This window comes from Methanocalculus pumilus (assembly GCF_055382585.1).
Window position 1 is genome coordinate 1,463,450 of the sequence record NZ_AP042393.1, and the last position, 19,243, is coordinate 1,482,692.

General features: G+C 52.4%; 16 protein-coding genes. 9 read left to right on the forward strand and 7 right to left on the reverse strand.

What is annotated here, in order from left to right; all coding sequences use genetic code 11:
- Positions 1-9 precede the first annotated feature (9 nt).
- A complete protein-coding gene (locus ACZ44I_RS07725; RefSeq protein WP_464551087.1) occupies positions 10-552 on the reverse strand; it encodes an HdeD family acid-resistance protein in 543 nt (180 codons plus the stop codon).
- A gap of 108 nt (positions 553-660) precedes the next feature.
- On the opposite strand from ACZ44I_RS07725, the gene ACZ44I_RS07730 reads away from it, so the two are divergent.
- The 4 genes from ACZ44I_RS07730 to ACZ44I_RS07745 all read left to right on the forward strand — a co-directional run bounded on the left by ACZ44I_RS07730 (position 661) and on the right by ACZ44I_RS07745 (position 5,914).
- Positions 661-1,788, forward strand: a complete 1,128-nt coding sequence (locus tag ACZ44I_RS07730) for a TIGR04084 family radical SAM/SPASM domain-containing protein (protein WP_464551085.1) — start codon at positions 661-663, stop codon at positions 1,786-1,788.
- A 76-nt stretch (positions 1,789-1,864) separates the two neighbouring features.
- Positions 1,865-3,679 (forward strand): HEAT repeat domain-containing protein, encoded by a 1,815-nt coding sequence (locus tag ACZ44I_RS07735; RefSeq protein ID WP_464551083.1) that lies wholly within the window; start codon positions 1,865-1,867, stop codon positions 3,677-3,679.
- Between the two features lie 12 nt (positions 3,680-3,691).
- Positions 3,692-4,510: a sulfite exporter TauE/SafE family protein gene (locus ACZ44I_RS07740; RefSeq protein ID WP_464551082.1), complete on the forward strand. Its 819-nt coding sequence runs from the start codon at positions 3,692-3,694 to the stop codon at positions 4,508-4,510.
- A gap of 144 nt (positions 4,511-4,654) precedes the next feature.
- A complete protein-coding gene (locus ACZ44I_RS07745; RefSeq protein ID WP_464551080.1) occupies positions 4,655-5,914 on the forward strand; it encodes a Glu/Leu/Phe/Val family dehydrogenase in 1,260 nt (419 codons plus the stop codon).
- A 267-nt stretch (positions 5,915-6,181) separates the two neighbouring features.
- Here the strand turns inward: ACZ44I_RS07745 and ACZ44I_RS07750 are convergent, their stop codons facing one another.
- The 3 genes from ACZ44I_RS07750 to glnA form a co-directional block, all read right to left on the reverse strand.
- Complete coding sequence (locus ACZ44I_RS07750) at positions 6,182-6,511, reverse strand: P-II family nitrogen regulator (RefSeq protein ID WP_464551078.1); 330 nt, start codon at positions 6,509-6,511, stop codon at positions 6,182-6,184.
- A 14-nt stretch (positions 6,512-6,525) separates the two neighbouring features.
- On the reverse strand, positions 6,526-7,722 hold the full coding sequence (locus tag ACZ44I_RS07755; RefSeq protein WP_464551076.1) for an ammonium transporter: 1,197 nt from the start codon (positions 7,720-7,722) through the stop codon (positions 6,526-6,528).
- Between the two features lie 373 nt (positions 7,723-8,095).
- Complete coding sequence (glnA, locus tag ACZ44I_RS07760; protein ID WP_464551075.1) at positions 8,096-9,427, reverse strand: type I glutamate--ammonia ligase; 1,332 nt, start codon at positions 9,425-9,427, stop codon at positions 8,096-8,098.
- A gap of 93 nt (positions 9,428-9,520) precedes the next feature.
- Here glnA and ACZ44I_RS07765 point away from each other — a divergent pair, with 93 nt between their 5' ends.
- From ACZ44I_RS07765 to ACZ44I_RS07780, 4 genes are read left to right on the forward strand one after another with little or no spacing between them, the layout of a single operon-like run.
- Positions 9,521-10,573, forward strand: a complete 1,053-nt coding sequence (locus tag ACZ44I_RS07765) for a class II glutamine amidotransferase (RefSeq protein ID WP_464551637.1) — start codon at positions 9,521-9,523, stop codon at positions 10,571-10,573.
- Positions 10,570-12,081, forward strand: a complete 1,512-nt coding sequence (locus tag ACZ44I_RS07770) for a glutamate synthase-related protein (RefSeq protein ID WP_464551074.1) — start codon at positions 10,570-10,572, stop codon at positions 12,079-12,081. The genes ACZ44I_RS07765 and ACZ44I_RS07770 overlap by 4 nt, the downstream gene beginning before the upstream one ends.
- Positions 12,082-12,084: 3 nt before the next feature.
- The gene (locus ACZ44I_RS07775; RefSeq protein ID WP_464551072.1) at positions 12,085-12,828 is read left to right on the forward strand and encodes a GltB/FmdC/FwdC-like GXGXG domain-containing protein; all 744 of its coding nucleotides are present in this window, start codon (positions 12,085-12,087) and stop codon (positions 12,826-12,828) included.
- A gap of 6 nt (positions 12,829-12,834) precedes the next feature.
- Positions 12,835-13,860, forward strand: coding sequence for a Coenzyme F420 hydrogenase/dehydrogenase, beta subunit C-terminal domain (locus tag ACZ44I_RS07780; RefSeq protein ID WP_464551070.1), 1,026 nt, complete (start codon positions 12,835-12,837; stop codon positions 13,858-13,860).
- 52 nt (positions 13,861-13,912) lie between these two features.
- On the opposite strand, the gene ACZ44I_RS07785 is transcribed toward ACZ44I_RS07780, so the two are convergent.
- The 3 genes from ACZ44I_RS07785 to thpR form a co-directional block, all read right to left on the reverse strand.
- A complete protein-coding gene (locus ACZ44I_RS07785) occupies positions 13,913-16,699 on the reverse strand; it encodes a tetratricopeptide repeat protein (protein WP_464551068.1) in 2,787 nt (928 codons plus the stop codon).
- 223 nt (positions 16,700-16,922) lie between these two features.
- Positions 16,923-18,299, reverse strand: a complete 1,377-nt coding sequence (cca, locus tag ACZ44I_RS07790; protein ID WP_464551066.1) for a CCA tRNA nucleotidyltransferase — start codon at positions 18,297-18,299, stop codon at positions 16,923-16,925.
- Positions 18,296-18,835 carry an RNA 2',3'-cyclic phosphodiesterase gene (gene thpR, locus ACZ44I_RS07795; RefSeq protein ID WP_464551064.1) on the reverse strand — a complete coding sequence of 180 codons (540 nt, stop codon included), beginning with the start codon at positions 18,833-18,835 and terminating at the stop codon, positions 18,296-18,298. Before thpR ends, cca begins: the two co-directional genes overlap by 4 nt.
- 142 nt (positions 18,836-18,977) lie before the next feature.
- Between thpR and ACZ44I_RS07800 the strand changes: the two genes are divergently transcribed.
- Positions 18,978-19,241 (forward strand): glutaredoxin family protein, encoded by a 264-nt coding sequence (locus ACZ44I_RS07800; RefSeq protein WP_464551062.1) that lies wholly within the window; start codon positions 18,978-18,980, stop codon positions 19,239-19,241.
- Positions 19,242-19,243: the final 2 nt, after the last annotated feature.

The window sequence follows — 19,243 nt, forward strand, 5'->3', positions numbered from 1 at the left end:
ACTCCGGAATTACTCAGAGTCCATAGAAACGGGTTTTGGGGTCATAATTCCCTGAACAATGCTGAGTATGCCGATTGCGATCGCAAAGACACCGATATAGACGGCAACCAGGATGACCGCACCAAGCAGCGGGAAGATGAAGAAGATACCTCCGAGAATAACCGAGAGTGCACCGGAGAGCCCAAGGAGCAGGCGGATACCGCCTGAGTCCATTACCGTAAGTGCAACCCAGATATCTGAGAAACCTGATATGATCGCAAGGATCGCAATGAGGATTGTCAGGGTAATTGCAGTCATGATCGGATTAATTACCCCAAATATTCCACCAATCACCAGGAGGATTCCAAGGATGAGAAATGCAGTTCCAAATGATTCGCCAGATGGCTTCATGAGTGAGAGCCCGACAAGGAGAAGGCCGTTGATCAGGATGAAGACCGCAAAGAGGATTGCAACCACCTCAACGGTGAGGCCGGGCCAGAAGAGCACTATAATACCAAGAAGAAGGGCAAGCACTCCTCGCACGATATAGGGCATACGTGATTGTTCGTTCATACTAGAGGATACGAGCGACAGTATTTAAAGAATTGTATAGCTTTTCCACTTCCCTTATCATCGTGCCCTTCAAATAATGATCTGCATTGTTATGCGGGTGACGATCAGGTGGTATTTTTTCATCTCTATTGTACAGACAACTGTAACCTTCTATGCCGGTACTGCCGCGGTAAACTGTTCGACGATGACGAGGAGGAATGTGCATCCCCCTGCGATATCGCAGTCAATCTCCCGGTGGAGTTTGATCGCTCACTGAAGAGCCCGCTCTACCGGTTCCTCGCAGCAGATCCCGAGCCGGTCCTCACCTTCATCGGCGGGGAACCGCTCCTGATGCGTGATCTTATCTGCGAGATTATGGACGAAGCCCCCTGCAACAGGTTTATGCTCCAGACGAACGGACTCCTGCTCGATCGGATGCCTGCTGCATACAGAAACCGGTTTGAGACGATCCTCATCTCGATCGATGGCGATGAGGCGACGACTGATAACAACCGGGGGGATGGCGTATACCGCCGTGCATTACAGAATGCCAGGCTTCTCCGGGAAGAAGGCTTTACTGGGGAGCTTATCGCACGAATGACTATTGATGAAGAGACTGATATTGCTGCGTCAGTTCTTCACCTTGCATCACTTGAAGACTCCCCCTTCACCTCCATTCACTGGCAGATGGATGCAAACTTCTCAGGAGATTATAAAAGACGGCACTTTGCAGAATGGGCCAGCGCAAACTATAACAGGGGTATCTCATCACTCATCGATCACTGGGTATCTCATATGCAGATGTATGGAGAAGTACTGCGGTGGTACCCCTTCCTCCAGACAACCGAAGATCTGCTACAAAACAGGCCATCCGGCCTTCGCTGTGGTTCCGGGGTGACAAATTTCACGATCCAGACTGATGGATCGATCACCCCATGCCCGATCATGATCGGGATGAACGAATACCTGCTAGGGGATATCTGGTCGGCTGACCCGACCCGCCTGCGCGAAGTCCGGCCGCGCCATCCCTGCAACCGGTGCTCCATTGCTGAGTTCTGCGGTGGGCGGTGCCTCTATTCAAACATCATCAGGCCATGGCCACAGGAAGGAAGAGATGCTGTCTGTTCGACCATTCACCACCTGCGATCAGAACTCATTGCATCCCTTTCGATAATTCGCACCCTTTTAAAGGATGGCAGAATCGATCCGGGATCATTTGCCCATACCAGGTATAATGGGTGTGAGATCATCCCATGAGAGAGGCTACTGTGCCGAATGGTTTTACCCAAATACTGATATAGTTCGATTACATCAACGTTAGCAGGGATCTGACATGGGAGAGGAGAGAGGAGACCGGGAGAGGGGGGAGGAGCTCATTGCACGTGCCCGTCTCGAAAAAGATCCTGCACGGAAGCTCTTCTTCGCAACCCAGGCGATGGCCTTTCTCCCGGATGATCCCGGAGCATGGATTGAACGAGGCAAGGCACTCTTAAAATCCGGGATGATCAATGAGGCCGAAACGCAGATCCTGGAAGTTGTTCGCCAGAATCCTGATGAAGGAGAGGGGTGGTACCTGCATGGTATCATCAAGAATATACGAGGGGAACGAGGTATTGCAAAATCCAGCTTTCAGAAGGCAACTGGTGCCATGGCAAAACCAGGTCCCGCCCATTATGCCCTGGGAAAACTGCTCTTTGAAGACAAAGAGTACGAAGAGGCCCTCCGCCTCTTCGATGCTGCACTCAGCGAGGATAAGCGGGATCCGGATATATGGTATGCACGGGGAAGGGTACTTCTTGAAATGAAGCGGTTCAATCAGGCGATCATCTCCTTCGATCATCTCCTTGAGATCCGGCCTGATGATGAGCAGGCAAAGGAAGCCCGGAGAAAAGCCATCCGGATGATGAAACATGACCTGAACAGAACAGAGGAACGGGACTTTACCCTCCTCCGGGAAGAAGCGGACTATCCGGGCCTTGTACGAATTCTCTCCCGTGAGAAGAATTCCAGGGCGATGAAGGCTGCTCATGAACTCATCAGGCTTGGAACCGGATCAACACCATATATCCGTCCACTCCTCTCGAATAATGATCCGGAGATACGGTTCCGTGCCCTTCATGTCCTTCTCGCCATTGGAGATCCCCGCTGTGCAGGACTCTTTGTGAGACTGGCATTATCCATCGAGACCCCGGAGGAGGGGGGCGGAGAGAAGGCTGCCACTCTTCTTGATGCTATCGGCCGGTCTCTCAGGAGGATGAGGCAGCCTGCCGCAGTATCTGCACTGGAAGAAGCCCTTGCAGGCAGGAATGAGACGAAAATGATCCGTTCGATCAGGCTCGTTGAACGCATCCACGATGAGCGGGCAGTATCCCTGCTCATCAAAGCAGCCAGCCATCATTCGATCCGGGTAGCATTTGTCGCCCTGACAGCCCTTGGCACCCTTGGAGATCAGGAGACAATTGACCAGATCTTCACCCACCTAATGAGCCGTGATCCATCGATCAGAGGTCAGGCAAAAGAGGTTCTCAGACTGGTGATCAGGCGATCCTTTCAACCCCTGATGGTCAGGTATGCATCTGGTGATGAACCGGATCGGGCATTTATTCTGGAGATCCTCCGCTCAATCGGGGGGGATCTGGTACCGGTCATCCTCCGTGAACTCGTTCACCAGGATACACCGGCAATCAGGGATGCCCTCTCGGATGCCCTGGTAGCAGCCGCAGATCCGGAGTCCATTCATCTGCTGATTGATGCCCTGGCATCTCCTGAAGAAGGAGTACGACAGGCTCTCCCTGCTGCATTCAGGGCTGTCGGAGTACCGGCAATCCATCCCCTGATGAAAAGCCTCCTTGATCCAAGGCGGCGGGTTCGTGAACGCACTATTGAGATCCTGGCCGACATGGGAAGATCAGCCATTCCATCCCTTCTTGTTGCATTGGAATCAGAAGACGAAGACCTGCAGAGCGGTGCATCAGATGTCCTCATGCGTATGGGAAATGATGCAGTACCAGCACTTCAGGATGCAATGCTGATGAAGGCACACGATCCTGATACCACCGATATGATCAATAACCTGATAAAGGGGATTGTGAAGAAAGAGCGGATGAGCCGCCTTCTTGCCGAATACCGCGGTGAAGAGCCCCTTTAAGAGAGAAAAGGGGTGACTAAACTGGATCTGATCTGGATCATACTCATTCTGATTCTGACAGGCATCATTGCCGGTTTTTTTGCAGGTCTTCTTGGGGTCGGAGGAGGATTCCTGATGGTCCCGGTACAGTATCTCCTCCTCGTTGATGGAGGGATTGATCCAACATATGCTATACGTATTGCATTTGGAACGAGCCTCGCGGTCGTATTCCCGGTATCCTGTGCCGCTGCATGGGCACATGAGAGAAAGGGTGCAATCGACTGGAATGCTGCTCTTCCAATTGGAATAGCCGGAATACTGGGAGGTTTTGCAGGGGGGACCTTTGCGTCGCATCTCCCTGTTGAAATCCTGAAAGTATTCTTTGGGGTGCTGGTCATCCTTGCTGCAATACGGATGGTGCGGGGCAACCCGCCCTCATCAGACGGTACAACCAGGAGCGGGCTCTGCCTATGGACACTGACCGGGATCATTGCCGGCCTCCTCTCAGGGCTTCTCGGACTTGGAGGGGGATTCATCCTGGTTCCGATGCTCCTCCTCATCTTTAAACTCCCGATACACCGGGCAGTTGCGACATCCTCAGCCTGCATCCTCTTCTTCTCAATCGGCGGTATTGCCGCATACATGTTCCATGGAGCAATGATAGAAGAGCTTGGAAGAGGATTCCTTGGCTATATCGACATCTTCCAATGGGTGGTCTTGACCGGAGCAATGATCCCCCTGAGCCGGATCGGTGTTTCAACAGCCCACCGGCTCCCTTCAGAGAAACTGAAGAAGATCTTTGCGATTATGATGAGTGGAATCGGAATTGGCATGATCGGAATCTTCCCCTGAACTATGGAGAAATAGTAAAGTATATATAAATTAGTTTTTTTCCAGCACATTTATAAAGGGATGGAAGACAAGCACTTATTACCCTCACGCCTTACAAATATGTGCGTTTGGAGTAGAGGTCCAAATGCTACAAGGAGATAGTACATGGATACTGAGAAGAATCATTCAACAGAATCGCAGTACAATATTATTGAAGAGTGCGTACGCGATCTAAACCTCGACAAAAGTACAACAGAACTCCTTCAGAACCCAAAGCGGGAGCTTAAGGTATCTATTCCTGTCCGTATGGATGATGGATATGTGAAGGTCTTCACCGGATACCGCGTCCAGCATAACAATGCCCTGGGACCGATGAAGGGGGGCATCAGGTATCATCCTGAAGAGACCATTGAGATCGTCAGATCGCTTGCGGCATGGATGACCTGGAAATGTGCCGTCATGAATCTCCCGCTCGGCGGGGCAAAAGGCGGTATCATCTGCGATCCGAAGAAGCTCTCGCGTGGCGAGCTTGAACGGCTTACCAGAGCATATATGGGCCGTATCTGGAAATTTATCGGTCCGGAGACCGATGTTCCCGCACCCGATGTCGGAACCGATCCATCCATCATGGGATGGATGATGGATGAATATGCCCGACTCAGCGGAGAGTACAAACCCGGTATCATCACCGGAAAGCCCATTCGGATCGGCGGGTCACTCGGAAGGACAGAAGCAACGGGACGCGGTGGCATCATCACTATCAGGGAAGCAGCACGCGAGATCGAGCTTGAAACAAAAGGAGCAAGCGTTGTTGTACAGGGTTTTGGAAATGTCGGCATGTACTCCGCCCTGCTTGCACGCAATATGCTGAACTGCCGCGTCATTGCCGTCTCCGACTCACAGGGAGGCGCCTACAACCCTGATGGCCTGAATCTCGAGGAGATCATCGAACACAAGGCAAAGACCGGATCCGTCAAAGGTGCTCCAAACACAGAGGAGGTCGGAAGTACCGAGGTGCTTGAGATCGAAGCGGATATCATCATTGCCGCAGCTCTTGAAGACGCAATCACCGCCGAGAATGCCGGACGTGTCAAGACGAAGATCCTCGCAGAACTGGCAAACGGGCCAACCACCGCTGAAGCTGATCGCATTCTTGAAGACAGGGGCATCATCGTCCTCCCCGATATCCTCGCAAATGCCGGAGGCGTCACCGTCTCCTACTTTGAGATGGTGCAGAACAGGACACTGGACTACTGGACAGAGGAACAGGTGAACCGTAAGCTCGAAGAGAAGATGGTTGAAGCACACCATGAGATCTTCAAGACATCACGTGCACGCGGCATCTCAATGAGAAAAGCAGCATATATTGTAGCTATTTCCCGCGTCGTCGAGGCGATGAAGCTTCGTGGCTGGCTGGATCTCTGATCCAACATTTCCGTTCTTTTATATGAAAATGCATGGGAACACCCATCATTTTCATCTTGTATGCCTGTTGCCCCAGATGGCATCATGAGCGTTTTTTGCATAATAATCCGCTCATCCCGGCTCAGCCATACACAATAAAAGCATCAGCATTCGATAGATACATTCATTAGAACAAGGGTGATAGGAAAAGGGGGGCTTACAGGGCTCCATCAGCCCCCTTCCTTAGTGGGAGATAATACAATTTAACTGTGGAGCCCAATTCTCTTTTTATTCGCTCTTATCGTCTTTTCGCACCCAGTATGCCTCCTCAACCGGAATCACAAAGATCCGGCCATCACCCACCGTCCCTGTCCGTGCAGCTGTCTGGATTGTTTCGACTGCACGGTGAAGATCCTCATCCTTTACAACCATCTCGATCTTGATCTTTGGCAGGAGATTCACTTTCATCGTCTTGCCACGGTACTGGAGTATGATCCCACGCTGGGAACCGCGTCCTTTGACATCCGAGACGGTCATTGCGGAAAACCCATGTTCTTCAAGGGCTTTCTCGACATGTTCGTACCGTTCCGGCCGGATTATTGCCTCAATTTTTTTCATCCACACTCCCCCCGCTAACTTGAAATTTTCTCTCCATGCTGGGAGATGTCAAGACCAACATACTCTTCCTCTTCTGTTACCCGGAGGCCGATCGTCTTGTGGACAGCATAGGCTAGGATGTAGGTCACAACGAATGCATAGATCACCGCTGCAAACGCATCAAGCGCCTGGATACCAAGCTGGCCTGGGTTTCCATAGAGGAGGCCGTTCACACCGCCAACAGCAGCAGTCGCAAAGATACCTGTTGCCAAAGCACCCCAGAGACCACCGACACCATGGATCGCCCATGCATCGAGGGTTTCATCAAGGCCTTTATTGATCCGCCAGAGCATTGCTTTGTAGCAGACAAGACCGGCAATGAGACCAATCGGAATTGATGCCATCGGATCGACAAAGCCTGCAGCAGGCGTGATTGCCACAAGACCCGCAATTGCACCCGAGATCATACCAAGAGACGAGGGTTTTCCATGCAACCATGCTGCAAACATCCAGGCAAGTGCACCCGCAGCTGCTGAGATATTCGTCACCACAAAGGCATTTACTGCAAGGCCGTCTGCTGCAAGGGCTGAGCCGGCATTGAATCCAAACCATCCAAACCAGAGAAGCGCACCGCCGATGAGGGTCATCGGGATGTTATGCGGCTCCATCGAGTGCTTTCCAAATCCGATACGTTTCCCGATGATGAGGGCTGCTGCAAGAGCCCCAAATCCTGAGCTGATATGAACGACTGTTCCACCGGCAAAGTCAAGCGCTCCGAGCTGATGTGCCCAGCCGCCACCCCATGCCCAGTGGGCAAGCGGATCATAGACAATTGTTGTCCAGAGGAGCCCGAAAATGATGAACGAACTGACTTTCACACGTTCAGCCATTGCAGAGGTTAATATCGCAAGCGTCAACCCTGCAAAGACGAGCTGGAAGACCATGAAGAGGAGATCCGGTATCCCGTCACCATCCATCCCGACTCCCCGGAGCCCGACATGGTCGAGGTTTCCGATAAACCCGCCGACATCTGAGCCAAAAGCCAGCGAATACCCAATGATCACCCACTGGATGCTCACCACAGCAAACGCGATCATCGAAAGCGCAATAGTCGAGATGAAGTTCTTCTTCCGAACCATGCCGCCGTAAAACAACCCAACACCTGGTGTCATCAGCATGACCATAGCAGTTGCAATCAGCACAAACGCAGTTGCACCCGAATCAAGTCCCATTCTCTTTCAACTCCATCTTCTTCATTTCTGAGATCTATTTCATCCATCCCGGCTCTTTTCTCATTGCCACAACGGGGCAGGGCAGGGAGAAAATGCCCGAATTACCGTTCAAAGTCACACAGAAGAGAGCAGAGCAGGGAATTGCCCCAAAACTTTACACTCCCATTCTGCATGACTTGGAAGGAAGTTACCTTCTATAAAATAAATAATTTACTATTTTGATATAGGGATGAGAGAGATGAATACAACGAGAGATACCGATCCGGCCTTTCCGAAGAGAGAAGTCCGGCAAAAAGACGCATGGGGAGGGAGAAAAATGAGAAGAAAAAATTGAATCCGGTTTTATTCAAAAGGAAAAGATAGCGTGAGGGGATCAATAGGTTGCAAGGTACCGTTTTGTCTCCCAGTCCGTAACAGCTGTCCGGAATGAATCCCACTCAATCTCTGCGATCGAATTGAGGTTTTCTGCCACATGAGGGCCAAGGGCATTGCAGATGAGGAGATCATTCATCAGATACTGGTTCGCCTCAAGCAAGGTTCCGGGAAGGGTATCAATACCTTCTTCCTTCCGCTGATCGCCTGTCATGTGGAAGATGTTTTTATCTGCACTCTTTGGAGGCTCAAGATCATTTTTGATCCCGTCAAGACCAGCAGCGAGGATCGCAGCAAAGGTAAGGTAGGGATTGCAGGTTGGATCAGGGCTCCGGAGTTCCACACGGGTGCTCCGTCCACGCGGCGCAGGCACACGGACAAGTGCAGTCCTGTTTGATGCACTCCACCCGATATAGACCGGGGCTTCATAGCCGGGAACAAGCCGCTTGTATGAGTTGATCGTCGGGTTTGCAACCCTCGTGATCGCCTTTACATGCTTCAGAAGACCTGCAATGAATTTCATTGCAACATCCGAAAGCTGGAGGGGAGCATCAGGATCATAGAAAGCATTCTTTCCATCCATCGTCGAGAGGGAACAGTTTGTATGCATGCCGGACCCGTTGATCCCAAAGATCGGTTTTGCCATAAAGCTTGCATGCAGCCCCTTCTGAAGAGCAATCGTCTTGGTTGCAAACTTGAAGGTGATCACATTGTCTGCTGTTGTGAGGGCATCCCCGTACTTGAAGTCGATCTCATGCTGCGACTCGGCAACCTCATGGTGAGATGCCTCAATATCAAAGCCCATATCGGTGAGGGCAATGATGATATCACGCCTGACATCTTCTGCCAGATCTGTCGGTGCCAGATCGAAGTAGCCACCAGTATCCTGCAGTTCAAGGGAGGGTTTTCCATCCTGCTGGCGGAAGAGGAAGAACTCCAGTTCCGGGCCTGTATTGAAGATATACCCCATCTTCGCTGCCTCCTCAACCTGCTTCCTGAGGATGTAGCGCGGATCACCCTCAAAGGGTATCCCTTTCGGAGTGTAGATATCGCAGATAAACCGTGCAGCCCGCATCGCCTCAGGCCTCCAGGGGAGGATCTGGTACGTGGAGATATCCGGTTTCAGAACCATATCCGACTCTTCAATCCGTGCAAATCCCAAAATGGACGAGCCATCGAAGCTGATACCGTCAGTAAGTGCCTTCTCGGCCTGCTTCGCAGGGATCGCAACATTTTTTGCCATACCGACGATATCGGTAAACTGGAGCCGAATGAACTTCACCCGGTCTTCCTCGATCTGTTCCAGGATCCTGGACACGTCGTCTCCTGTCATATGGAAGATTACTTCTACTGATTACTATAAATAGTTAATGTAACAACCATATACATCCGGGAGTCATGAAGAAATCGTTCCCGTGTGATACTCATGTGTGGCATTATCAGCGTCATTGACAGATCAAAAGCCGGAATGGATGGAACCAACATCAAACACGCACTTTCGCTCATGAATGAGCGGGGGAGCGGTGAAGGTGCAGGATATGCCGCATATGGCATTTATCCGGATTATTCAGATTACTATGCCCTTCATCTCTTCTTTAACAACCTTGTCGAGCCAAAGGGGACAGTGGATGAAATCCTCAAAACCTGGGGGGAGATAGAATACGAAGAAGAGATACCAACCATTGAACAGCCAGATCTCCGCCGCACCCATATCCCCTGGCGATACTTCTTCAAGCCTGATCGGACCCTGATGCCCGGAAGCACAACCCCTGAAGAGGACATCATTACGATGCTCGTGATGAAGATCAATACCACCGTCGAGGGTGCACTCGTCTACTCATCAGGCAAGAATATCGGTGTATTCAAGGCATCAGGATGGCCGGAGACGGTTGCTGACTTTTACCAGATTGAACAGTATGAGGGCTACATCTGGCTTGCCCATAACCGGTACCCGACAAATACCTCAGGGTGGTGGGGAGGAGCACACCCCTTCAATCTTCTCGACTGGAGTGTCATCCATAACGGTGAGATCACTTCATATGGGACAAACCGCCGCTATATCGAGAGCTATGGATACAAATGCACCATGTTCACCGATACCGAGGTCGTTGCATACCTCTGCGATCTCCTCGGGAGAAAGCACGGGCTACCGGAAGAACTGATGGTCCGCGCCTTTGCCCCGCCATTCTGGGATGAGATCGACCGGATGAAAGAAGCCGACGCTACCCTGAACAGCGCCATCAGGCTGACCTATGGATCGGCACTGATGAATGGGCCATTTGCCATTGTTGTTGCAACGGCTGACGGGATCGTAGGATTCACCGACAGGATCAAACTCAGGCCGCTGATTGCAGCAGAGGCAGGCGACCGTCTCTACATATCCAGTGAAGAGGCGGCGATCAGGAAGATGGAGCCGAATCTGGATCGGGTCTGGATGCCAAAGGCCGGTGAGCCGGTGATCGGGAGGGTGAGGGTATGAGTATCGGATCAATCCCGATAAAATTCAAAGTCAGGATAGACCCCGGCCGCTGCATGCTCTGTGAACGGTGTATCGAGAACTGTCCCTACGGCACCTATCGCAGGGAGGGCGAGAAGATCGTCGTTGACTCGAGGAACTGTGTCGCATGCCACCGGTGTGTTGCCATGTGCCCGCGTGATGCGATTTCTATCGAAGAGAAACCTATCGACTACCGGAGCCACCCGCTCTGGAGCAGGGAGGCACGTGAAGCGATCTATAACCAGGCACGGACAGGACGGATCGTCCTTGCCGGTATGGGGAACGCAACAGACCTTCCAAACATCTTCGACCGGTTGCTGCTTGACGCATGCCAGGTAACAAACCCGAGTATCGATCCGCTCCGCGAACCGATGGAGCTCCGGACATATCTTGGGAAAAAACCCCGGAAGCTCGAGATCAAACGGGGAAAAGATGGAGATATCAAGCTAAATACCACCCTTTCCCCAAACCTCAAACTGAATATCCCGATCATGATCGGGCATATGAGCTATGGCGCAATCTCCCTCAATGCCCAGCTCTCAATGGCAAGGGCAGTTTCGAATCTGGGAACCTTTATGGGAACAGGGGAGGGTGGGCTGCACCCCTCACTCAGGGAGTACCAGAACAATATGATCGTCCAGGTCGCTTCCGGGCGTTTTGGTGTTGATATCGATTACCTTGAACGCGGTGCTGCAATCGAGATCAAGATCGGGCAGGGGGCAAAACCCGGGATCGGCGGACACCTTCCCGGTGAAAAGGTCGGTTCCGAAGTCTCACAGACAAGGATGATCCCTGAGAGGAGCGATGCGATCAGCCCGGCACCGCACCATGACATCTATTCGATAGAAGATCTCAAACAGCTGGTTCATTCCTTGAAAGAGGCAACCGAATGGAAGAAACCGGTCTTTGTGAAGATCGCGGCAGTCCATAATGTTGCAGCAATTGCCTCAGGCATCGCCCGATCCTCTGCCGATGCCGTCGTCATCGACGGGTTCCGTGGAGGAACCGGAGCCGCACCGAGGGTATTCCGCGATCATGTCGGCATCCCCGTTGAGGCAGCAATTGCAGCAGTCGACCAGAAACTCAGGTCACAGGGGATACGGAACGAGATCTCGATCATCGCATCCGGCGGGATCAGGGATGCAGCCGATGTCACCAAGGCAATCGCACTTGGTGCCGATGCAATCTACATCGGGACAGCGGCACTGATCGCAATGGGTTGCCGTGTCTGTGGAACCTGTTATCGCGGCCTCTGCCCGTGGGGTATTGCAACCCAGGATACTCGCCTCACCCAGCGGCTTGATCCTGATGTCGAGTGGCAGCATGTGGCAAATCTGATCCGTGGATGGACACTGGAGATCAGCGAACTGATGGGTGCTGCCGGTATCAACAGCATCGAGAGCCTGCGTGGAAACCGTGACCGGCTGAGAGGATATATGCTGGACGAAGCAATGATGAATGTGCTTGATGTGAAACCCGTGGGGGCATAACCTATGGATAAAGAACTGGTAATCAATGCAGAAGGTATCCATTACACCCCCCTCAATGTCATGATTCGATCAGCTGTTGCACGCGGGGTTGAGCGGATCAGGATAGAGAATATCCTTGGACAGAGATTTATTGCTGACGGGCTGAAAGGAAAAGCCAGGATCACCATATACGGCACACCCGGGGGAGATCTCGGGATGTTCATGAGCGGACCGGCAATCGAAGTCTTTGGCAACTGCGATCATGCACCCGGCAATACCATGGATAGAGGTGAGATCATCGTTCATGGGAACTCGGGAGATGCAACCGCACACTCGATGCGTGGCGGTATGGTGATGGTTGAAGGAGATATCGGCTATCGTGGCGGGATTCATATGAAAGAGTATGGTGATTGCCGCCCGGTTCTGATTGCGGGTGGAAATGCCTGCTCCTTCCTTGGAGAGTACATGGCCGGAGGAGTCATTATCATTCTGGGATGCCGGGGTGAACGCAGTCTCCCTGATCGCGGAGTCGGAACCGGCATCCATGGCGGTGAGATCTTCATTCGGGGCGATATCCCGGAGAGGATCCTCGGAGTCGGTGCACGGAAAGCGATGGCAACCGAAGAAGATCTTGCCAGGATCAAACCGCTCATCAAAAGATATGCGGAGGCTTTCTCTGTGGATGAGGAAACACTCCTCTCTGCTGAATATACAAGGATAACCCCTGCCAGCGGACGGCCATTTGCAAATAAATACACCTGGGAGTGAGAGAGCATGCAGGGAAGATGTTATGAAGATCTCAGGCGGGAAGTCTGGGATACGGACCGATGTTGTGGCTGTGGGGCATGTATTGCTGTATGTCCAGCAGATGCCCTCATCTTTACAGCCGAAGAAAAAAGCCATCCTCTAAACCGCAGTTACTGTAAAGAGGCCACAGACGGGGTTCCCTGTGGAGCCTGCTACGAGGTCTGCCCACGAGTGAAGATGATACAGGGGCGGGGACTCCTTGGGGACTACTGCTCGATCGTCTCGGCAACAGCAGGAATCGATATCCCACACCGGCAGAGCGGCGGAGCAGTCACGGCGATCCTCGCTGATGCCCTTGATAACGGCCTGATCGATGCTGTCGTTACCGTATCCGAGGACCGTTTTACACTGAAACCCCAGTCAGTGGTGATCACCTCGTCAGGAGAGCTGATTCGCCATGCGGGGAGCAGGTATGCCTGGTGGGTTCCCCTGCTTGCAGCACTGAAGACGGCTGTCCTTGAGAAGAAATGCAGGAAGATTGCCGTCATCGGGCTTCCCTGTGTTACCGAGGCGGTAGCGGAGATGAAAGCAAGTGAAAACGATCTGGTCAGGCCCTTTGCACGATCGATCAGGCTGGTTATGGGTCTCTTCTGCACAGAGACATTTGACTACAATCATCTCGTAGAGGGAATTTTTGAGCGAAGATACCAGCTTCAGCCCCACGATATCGGGAGACTCGATATGAAGAAGGGGCTTCTCATAACAAAGATCGATGGCGAAACACTGACGATTCCCCTGAAGGAATTGAATGAAGCGGTTCGGCCGGGATGCCGGATCTGCACCGACCTGACTGCCAGATCAGCAGATGTCTCGGCAGGTGCAGTCGGTTCACCTCCCGGACATACGACACTCATCATCAGGAGCAGCACCGGAGAGACATTTGTTCAGTCTGCGATTGCATCGGGAGCACTGCTGATCAAAGACGAAATTGATGAGAAGGCGATCGAATCACTTGCCGCGAAGAAGGCGGCACGGTGCATCCCAAAACAGTGATCATATACATACATTCCAGATTTCCAACCCGGCAGGAAGGAGTTGCCAGAGATCAGGAAACCAGTTGCCGGCACCGGTTCCTGAGGGTGGCAACCCCCACCCCGGCAGCTTTTGCGACCTCACGCTGGGTTCGCCTCTCTCCGGTTTCAAGCGAGGCGAGATAGAGAGCAGCAGCTGCAAAACCAGCAGCATCCTTTTTTCGTTCTTCTTTTATTACTGGCTGCCCGGAGAGGATCTCCCCGGCACGCCTCCGCTGGATTTCATCGATCCCAAGCAGTCCGGAGATGCAATCCAGAGCAGAAGAGAGATCGGTTTGATAGGGATCGACAATCCGGATATCATCAGCTTTCTCCCCGATAAATGCCGCCTCTCTCCGGGAGAGGCGTGAGAGATGGATGATCGCATCAAGGGTTACAGGCAGGCTCTTCTGCCGGCAGGCATGGTAAAGTGCAGCTACTGCAACAGTCTGAACAGATCCACCCGGAATGCTTCCCGCCGCTGCCTCTCGTTTGCAGATCTCTCTGGCTTCACGTTGGATTTCCCGGGAAAGCCCAAGGGCCGATCCCATCCTCTGGATCTCAGAGAAGGCAGTCGAAAGAGACTCATCCATATCAACGGCAGAAACGGCACCCCTCTTCTTCCGACGAAGATAATAGAGCAGTTTCGGATGATGAGTGACATCCATCGATCCAGCTGATGATATAACCATTTGAGCAGCAGACGAATCCGGGTAGAGAGGGCTCATGCCACTACCAGCGCTATTGGGTCCTTCACCGGCAATCTCCGTAAAAGGCTCGCACTCAACACCAGGATCAGAGGGTGCCGGGAGATCATGCTGGCGGCTGACCCTGTCAATAAGCGTGTTTCTTCCGGTTCGGGCAACACCATCATCAGGATTGAGGGAGAGGGCACGCTCATAGGATCTGAATGCTTCATCCACACAATCAAGCTTCTCAAGCGCAACACCACGCCCCGTCCAGGCCACCGCAAGATCCGGATCAAGTGCGAGGGCCTTATCATAGGAGAGGAGGGCATCGTCATATCGTCCGAGCCCGCCAAGGGCATTGCCCCGGTTTGCCCATGCATGGGCATCATCAGGATTGAACTCAAGAGCTTTATCATACGAGGCAAGGGAATGACCAAATCTCCCGAGTTTTTCAAGCGCAACACCACGACCCGTCCAGACGTGTGGATCCCGTGGATTGAGGGAAAGAGAACGATCATAGGAGGCAAGAGCATCCTTAAAGCGGCCCAGATTTCCAAGTGCAGTTCCACGGATATACCAGGCAAGGGCGTGATCCGGATCGAGTGCGAGGGCCTTATCATAGGAGGCGACCGCCTCATTTCTCCTGCCAATCTTCTCAAGAGCAACACCACGGCCGGTCCAGGCATTTGCGTTCTCAGGATCGAGGGAGAGGGCCTTATCACAGGATGCAACCGCATCGGCATGTCTTCCAATAACGCCAAGGGCATTGCCCCGGTTTGCCCACGCACATGGATTTGAGGGATCAATTTCCAGTGCCTTGTCATATGAGGCGAGCGCATCCTCCAGCCTCCCGATACCAAGGTATGCATTGCCGCGGTTATACCATGCGGTTGCATATTCTGGTTGGATTGCGAGGGCGCTGTCATAGGATCCCAGGGCATCATCATACCGGCCAAGGTTCGCGAGGGCTTTTCCGCGATTATACCATGCCGGCGCATTCTTCGGATCGATTTTGAGGGCACGCTCAAAGGAGTCAAGTGCTTCGGTATATCGGGAGAGTTCTGCAAGTGCCACCCCCCGGCCGGTCCAGGCGAGGGCATCATCGTTGTTCATCGACAGCGCCCGGTCATAGGATGCGAGGGCTTCAGTATATCTGCCAAGTGCCCCGAGTGCAACTCCACGATTATTCCAGGCGACCTCATCTTCAGGGTTGATCGAAAGTGCATTTCCATATGATGAGACGGCATCGGAATATCTGCCGAGACGGAGGAGAGCATTGCCGCGGCCGGTCCAGGAACTTGCATTCTTTGGATCCAGTGCAAGAGCACGATCATAGGAGACGAGTGCATCTTCATATTTAGACAGGCTCCTGAGTGCATTACCACGGTTATACCAGGCATAGGCATTTCTCTGGTTCAGGGAGAGGGAACGATCGAACGAGGCAACAGCATCAGCATACCTGCCAAGATTAGCAAGGGCAACACCACGAAAATACCATGCTAATGGATCTTTTCGATCGATTTCGAGTGCACGTTCGCATGAGGCGATCGCATCGGCATACTGCCCCAGTCCAAGAAGCGCATTACCACGGTTCGTCCAGGTACACCCATCATCAGGTTCAAGAGTAAGGGCGTGATCAAAAGATATGAGGGCATCGGTGTACCGGCCAAGGCTGGTGAGGCAGGTGCCCCGGCCAGACCAGGCCAGGGCATCGTCAGGGTTGAGTGCAAGCGCCTTCTCAAATGATGCGAATGCATCAACATAGTGGCCGAGATCGGCGAGATCAGCACCACGGTTTATCCAGGCAACAGCATCACCAGGGTTGATGGCTATTGCACGGTCATTTGAGGCAAGTGCATCACTGAGACGGGAGAGTGCAGCCAGAGCAACTGCCCGGAAGATCCAGGCAAGAGCATCATCGGTATTACGGGCTAGAGCCCGATCATACGAGAGAAGAGCATCTTCGAGGTTACCAAGATATGCAAGCGCGATGCCGCGGCCAACCCAGGCACGGGAGTCACCCGGATCTGAAGAGAGAACGGCATCAAAGGAGGTGAGCGCATCCTGATACAAACCGTTTTCTATCTCTTCGGTGCCTCTGCCGAGCTTATGGAGAGGAATACGCCGTTTCAAACAAACCCCCTCGAACAGATGTCATCGAACCGATCCAGCACATCATGCAATACAACTCCATCTACTCCGAGGTAATTGATTATTCCCATTCAATTCCACAAAGTGGATCGTGAGGATACCTCATGACTTTTATGAGAACTACTAAAGACCATTACACCCACCATCCGGATTCCGATCTTTTGCCGGAGGAAAACGTTGTTTGGCCAGGATATGAAAGGGCGGCCTATTCCCCGCCCATCCTCATGATCCGGACAGCCGGGCTTGAGCGCTCAAAGAAGGCGGCCAGAAATTCTGAGAGATCCTCATTCCAGCAGTCGGCACCGGATGTAATATCCCAGCCATGCTCCACCATTGACTTTCTCACATGCTTACCAAGAGCGGCTTCAAGCAGGTCTTTTGATGAAAGGAGGGTTTTAGCCCCGGTATAGGGGCGGCGAACCTCAACAATATACCGCCCATCCTCAATGAAAGGACCTGAGAGAGGGGAGTTTTCGATATATTTTCGGATAAAGCGTTCTGCATTGTCACTGTTATTCACCGGGGGACCGATATGCCTGACAACTAGTGGAACCCTGTCATTGAGAAGCTCAAAGAGGAGAACGGATCTCTCTTCACCCATATGGCAGTCGGTCCGGTTCACGGAAAAACCCGACCGTTCCAGAAGGTCTCTGATTGCGATAGTACTCTTCCTGAGCTGGGGGACAATAGTATCCGGGACATAGGGCGGTGTTGTAAAGGTTATGGTGTACAGCGCCGATCCCCGTTCGGCAAGTGCCAGTTCCACCTGCTTTCTGGTAAATGAGGCTGGACGGTGAATCGTGAAGAATGCCTCCGTCGGATCTTTCAGGTAAGCGCGTGCAAGCTCTATGAAGGCGCACATCCGGTCAAGTGAGAGAGCTGCAGCGACATTCCGGTTTGGATCGGTTGGATCGACCACAACAAGCGGTTCATCAAAAATCCGTGTCCGGTGGTTCTCGGGATCGATCACAAGGCCCGGCCGCCACCCGGCCGCCGCTCTGATGAGAGGGTTGAAACCACCATAATGAAGTACAAGGAGTTCGCAGAGATAGCCTGAGAAGCCCTCAGTCATATGATCTGATCCATACACGCCTCCTGCTTTTGTAAACTGCTTCATCAGCAGGGCATCATCGACATATGGGGCAATACGGGGGATAATATACCGGGTATGAAATGGGGTTCTGTCCACCGCACTCTTGATCTCGGCAGCAGATGCCACATGGTAACAGGGAACGAGATCGATATCAAGGTCAAAAATCCGGGCATTTAAGTACGGATGCTCGGCGTACTTCTCAACAGCGGTTCCCCCAAAATGATCGACGACAGCACGCCCAAGACCAATGCCCTCGATTGCCAGATCTTCACGGGAGAGATCTGTTGGGAAGAGCATGAAGATATCAAGATCGCGATCACCACGGACAAATGTCCCCCGCGCAACTGATCCAACAACCATTGAGGGGCGTTGGTGATACTCCATCAGGTACGCAATAATCCGATCAGAGATGGTGCGGAGGTGTTCCACCTCCTCAGGTGTAGGCCTGATTCGGGAGAGGATCTCCTCCTCAAAGGGACTTCTGGTCACAGCGGCACCTCAGCAAGTGTCTCATAGATGGGTCCCTGCGGGGTGAGGGTACTCTTCTTCAGGACAATCCGGTTGACATCGATCTCCCCATATCTCCACCGGGAGTGCGGGAGAAGTGCCCCTGAAATACCGGGATGAAATTCCTTCACCCGCGCAATGGTGATATGGGGACGGAATGGCCGGGTTTCACAGACAATACCAATCGATTCGAGGGCAGAATCAATCATCCCGGCAAGGGCAGCAGTTTTCCCCTCATCTTCCACCTCCGCCCAGATGACGCGGGGGCGATTTGGATTATTTGCTGAAATACCTCTGATCGAAACTGTATATGCAGGAAATTCCAGGGATTTCAGCTCTTCAATGACACGTGCAACCTGATCGGGAGACACTTCCCCAAGGAATTTCAGGGTGACATGAAGGAGGGATGGATCAACGATCGCAAGCCGTCCCGGTGCCTTGTGCAGTGGCTCCTGAACGAGAGATAATGCCTCCTGCATGGATGCCGGCAGATCGATTGCAATAAATGCCCTCACCATAACTCGATAACCTGAAGTATGTCTTCGTCATAAAAGGGGAAATATCTTCACCTCCGGTTCTGTCAGGAGAGGAACAGATATCAGATGGCAAATAAGAATAGAAGGAAGGTATAGATCTATACTAAGAGAAGGGGTATGCCTCATGTCTGATGTTCATGATATTATTGTCTATTCACTCGAAGTCTGTCCGAACTGTGAAATACTCAAACAATACCTTCAGGACAATATGATCCCCTATATGGAGCGGAGCCTTGAGGATCCCGAAGCACTCACTGATCTGAGAATGAACGGTATCTTTGTGATGGAAGCACCAGTACTCCAGGTCGGGGATCAATACCTCACCTCACAGGAGATCTTTGAAAATGGTGCTGTCTTAACCTCGATTGCAGAAATATGCCGACGGTGAAG

Coding starts and splice junctions, on each gene's coding strand:
- ACZ44I_RS07735 (WP_464551083.1), top strand. CDS start 1,865: ATGGGAGAGGAGAGAGGAGACCGGGAGAGGGGGGAGGAGCTCATTGCA.
- ACZ44I_RS07780 (WP_464551070.1), top strand. CDS start 12,835: ATGCAGGGAAGATGTTATGAAGATCTCAGGCGGGAAGTCTGGGATACG.
- thpR (WP_464551064.1), bottom strand. CDS start 18,835: ATGGTGAGGGCATTTATTGCAATCGATCTGCCGGCATCCATGCAGGAG.
- ACZ44I_RS07800 (WP_464551062.1), top strand. CDS start 18,978: ATGTCTGATGTTCATGATATTATTGTCTATTCACTCGAAGTCTGTCCG.
- ACZ44I_RS07770 (WP_464551074.1), top strand. CDS start 10,570: ATGAGTATCGGATCAATCCCGATAAAATTCAAAGTCAGGATAGACCCC.
- ACZ44I_RS07745 (WP_464551080.1), top strand. CDS start 4,655: ATGGATACTGAGAAGAATCATTCAACAGAATCGCAGTACAATATTATT.
- ACZ44I_RS07775 (WP_464551072.1), top strand. CDS start 12,085: ATGGATAAAGAACTGGTAATCAATGCAGAAGGTATCCATTACACCCCC.
- glnA (WP_464551075.1), bottom strand. CDS start 9,427: ATGACAGGAGACGACGTGTCCAGGATCCTGGAACAGATCGAGGAAGAC.
- ACZ44I_RS07750 (WP_464551078.1), bottom strand. CDS start 6,511: ATGAAAAAAATTGAGGCAATAATCCGGCCGGAACGGTACGAACATGTC.
- ACZ44I_RS07725 (WP_464551087.1), bottom strand. CDS start 552: ATGAACGAACAATCACGTATGCCCTATATCGTGCGAGGAGTGCTTGCC.
- ACZ44I_RS07755 (WP_464551076.1), bottom strand. CDS start 7,722: ATGGGACTTGATTCGGGTGCAACTGCGTTTGTGCTGATTGCAACTGCT.
- ACZ44I_RS07765 (WP_464551637.1), top strand. CDS start 9,521: ATGTGTGGCATTATCAGCGTCATTGACAGATCAAAAGCCGGAATGGAT.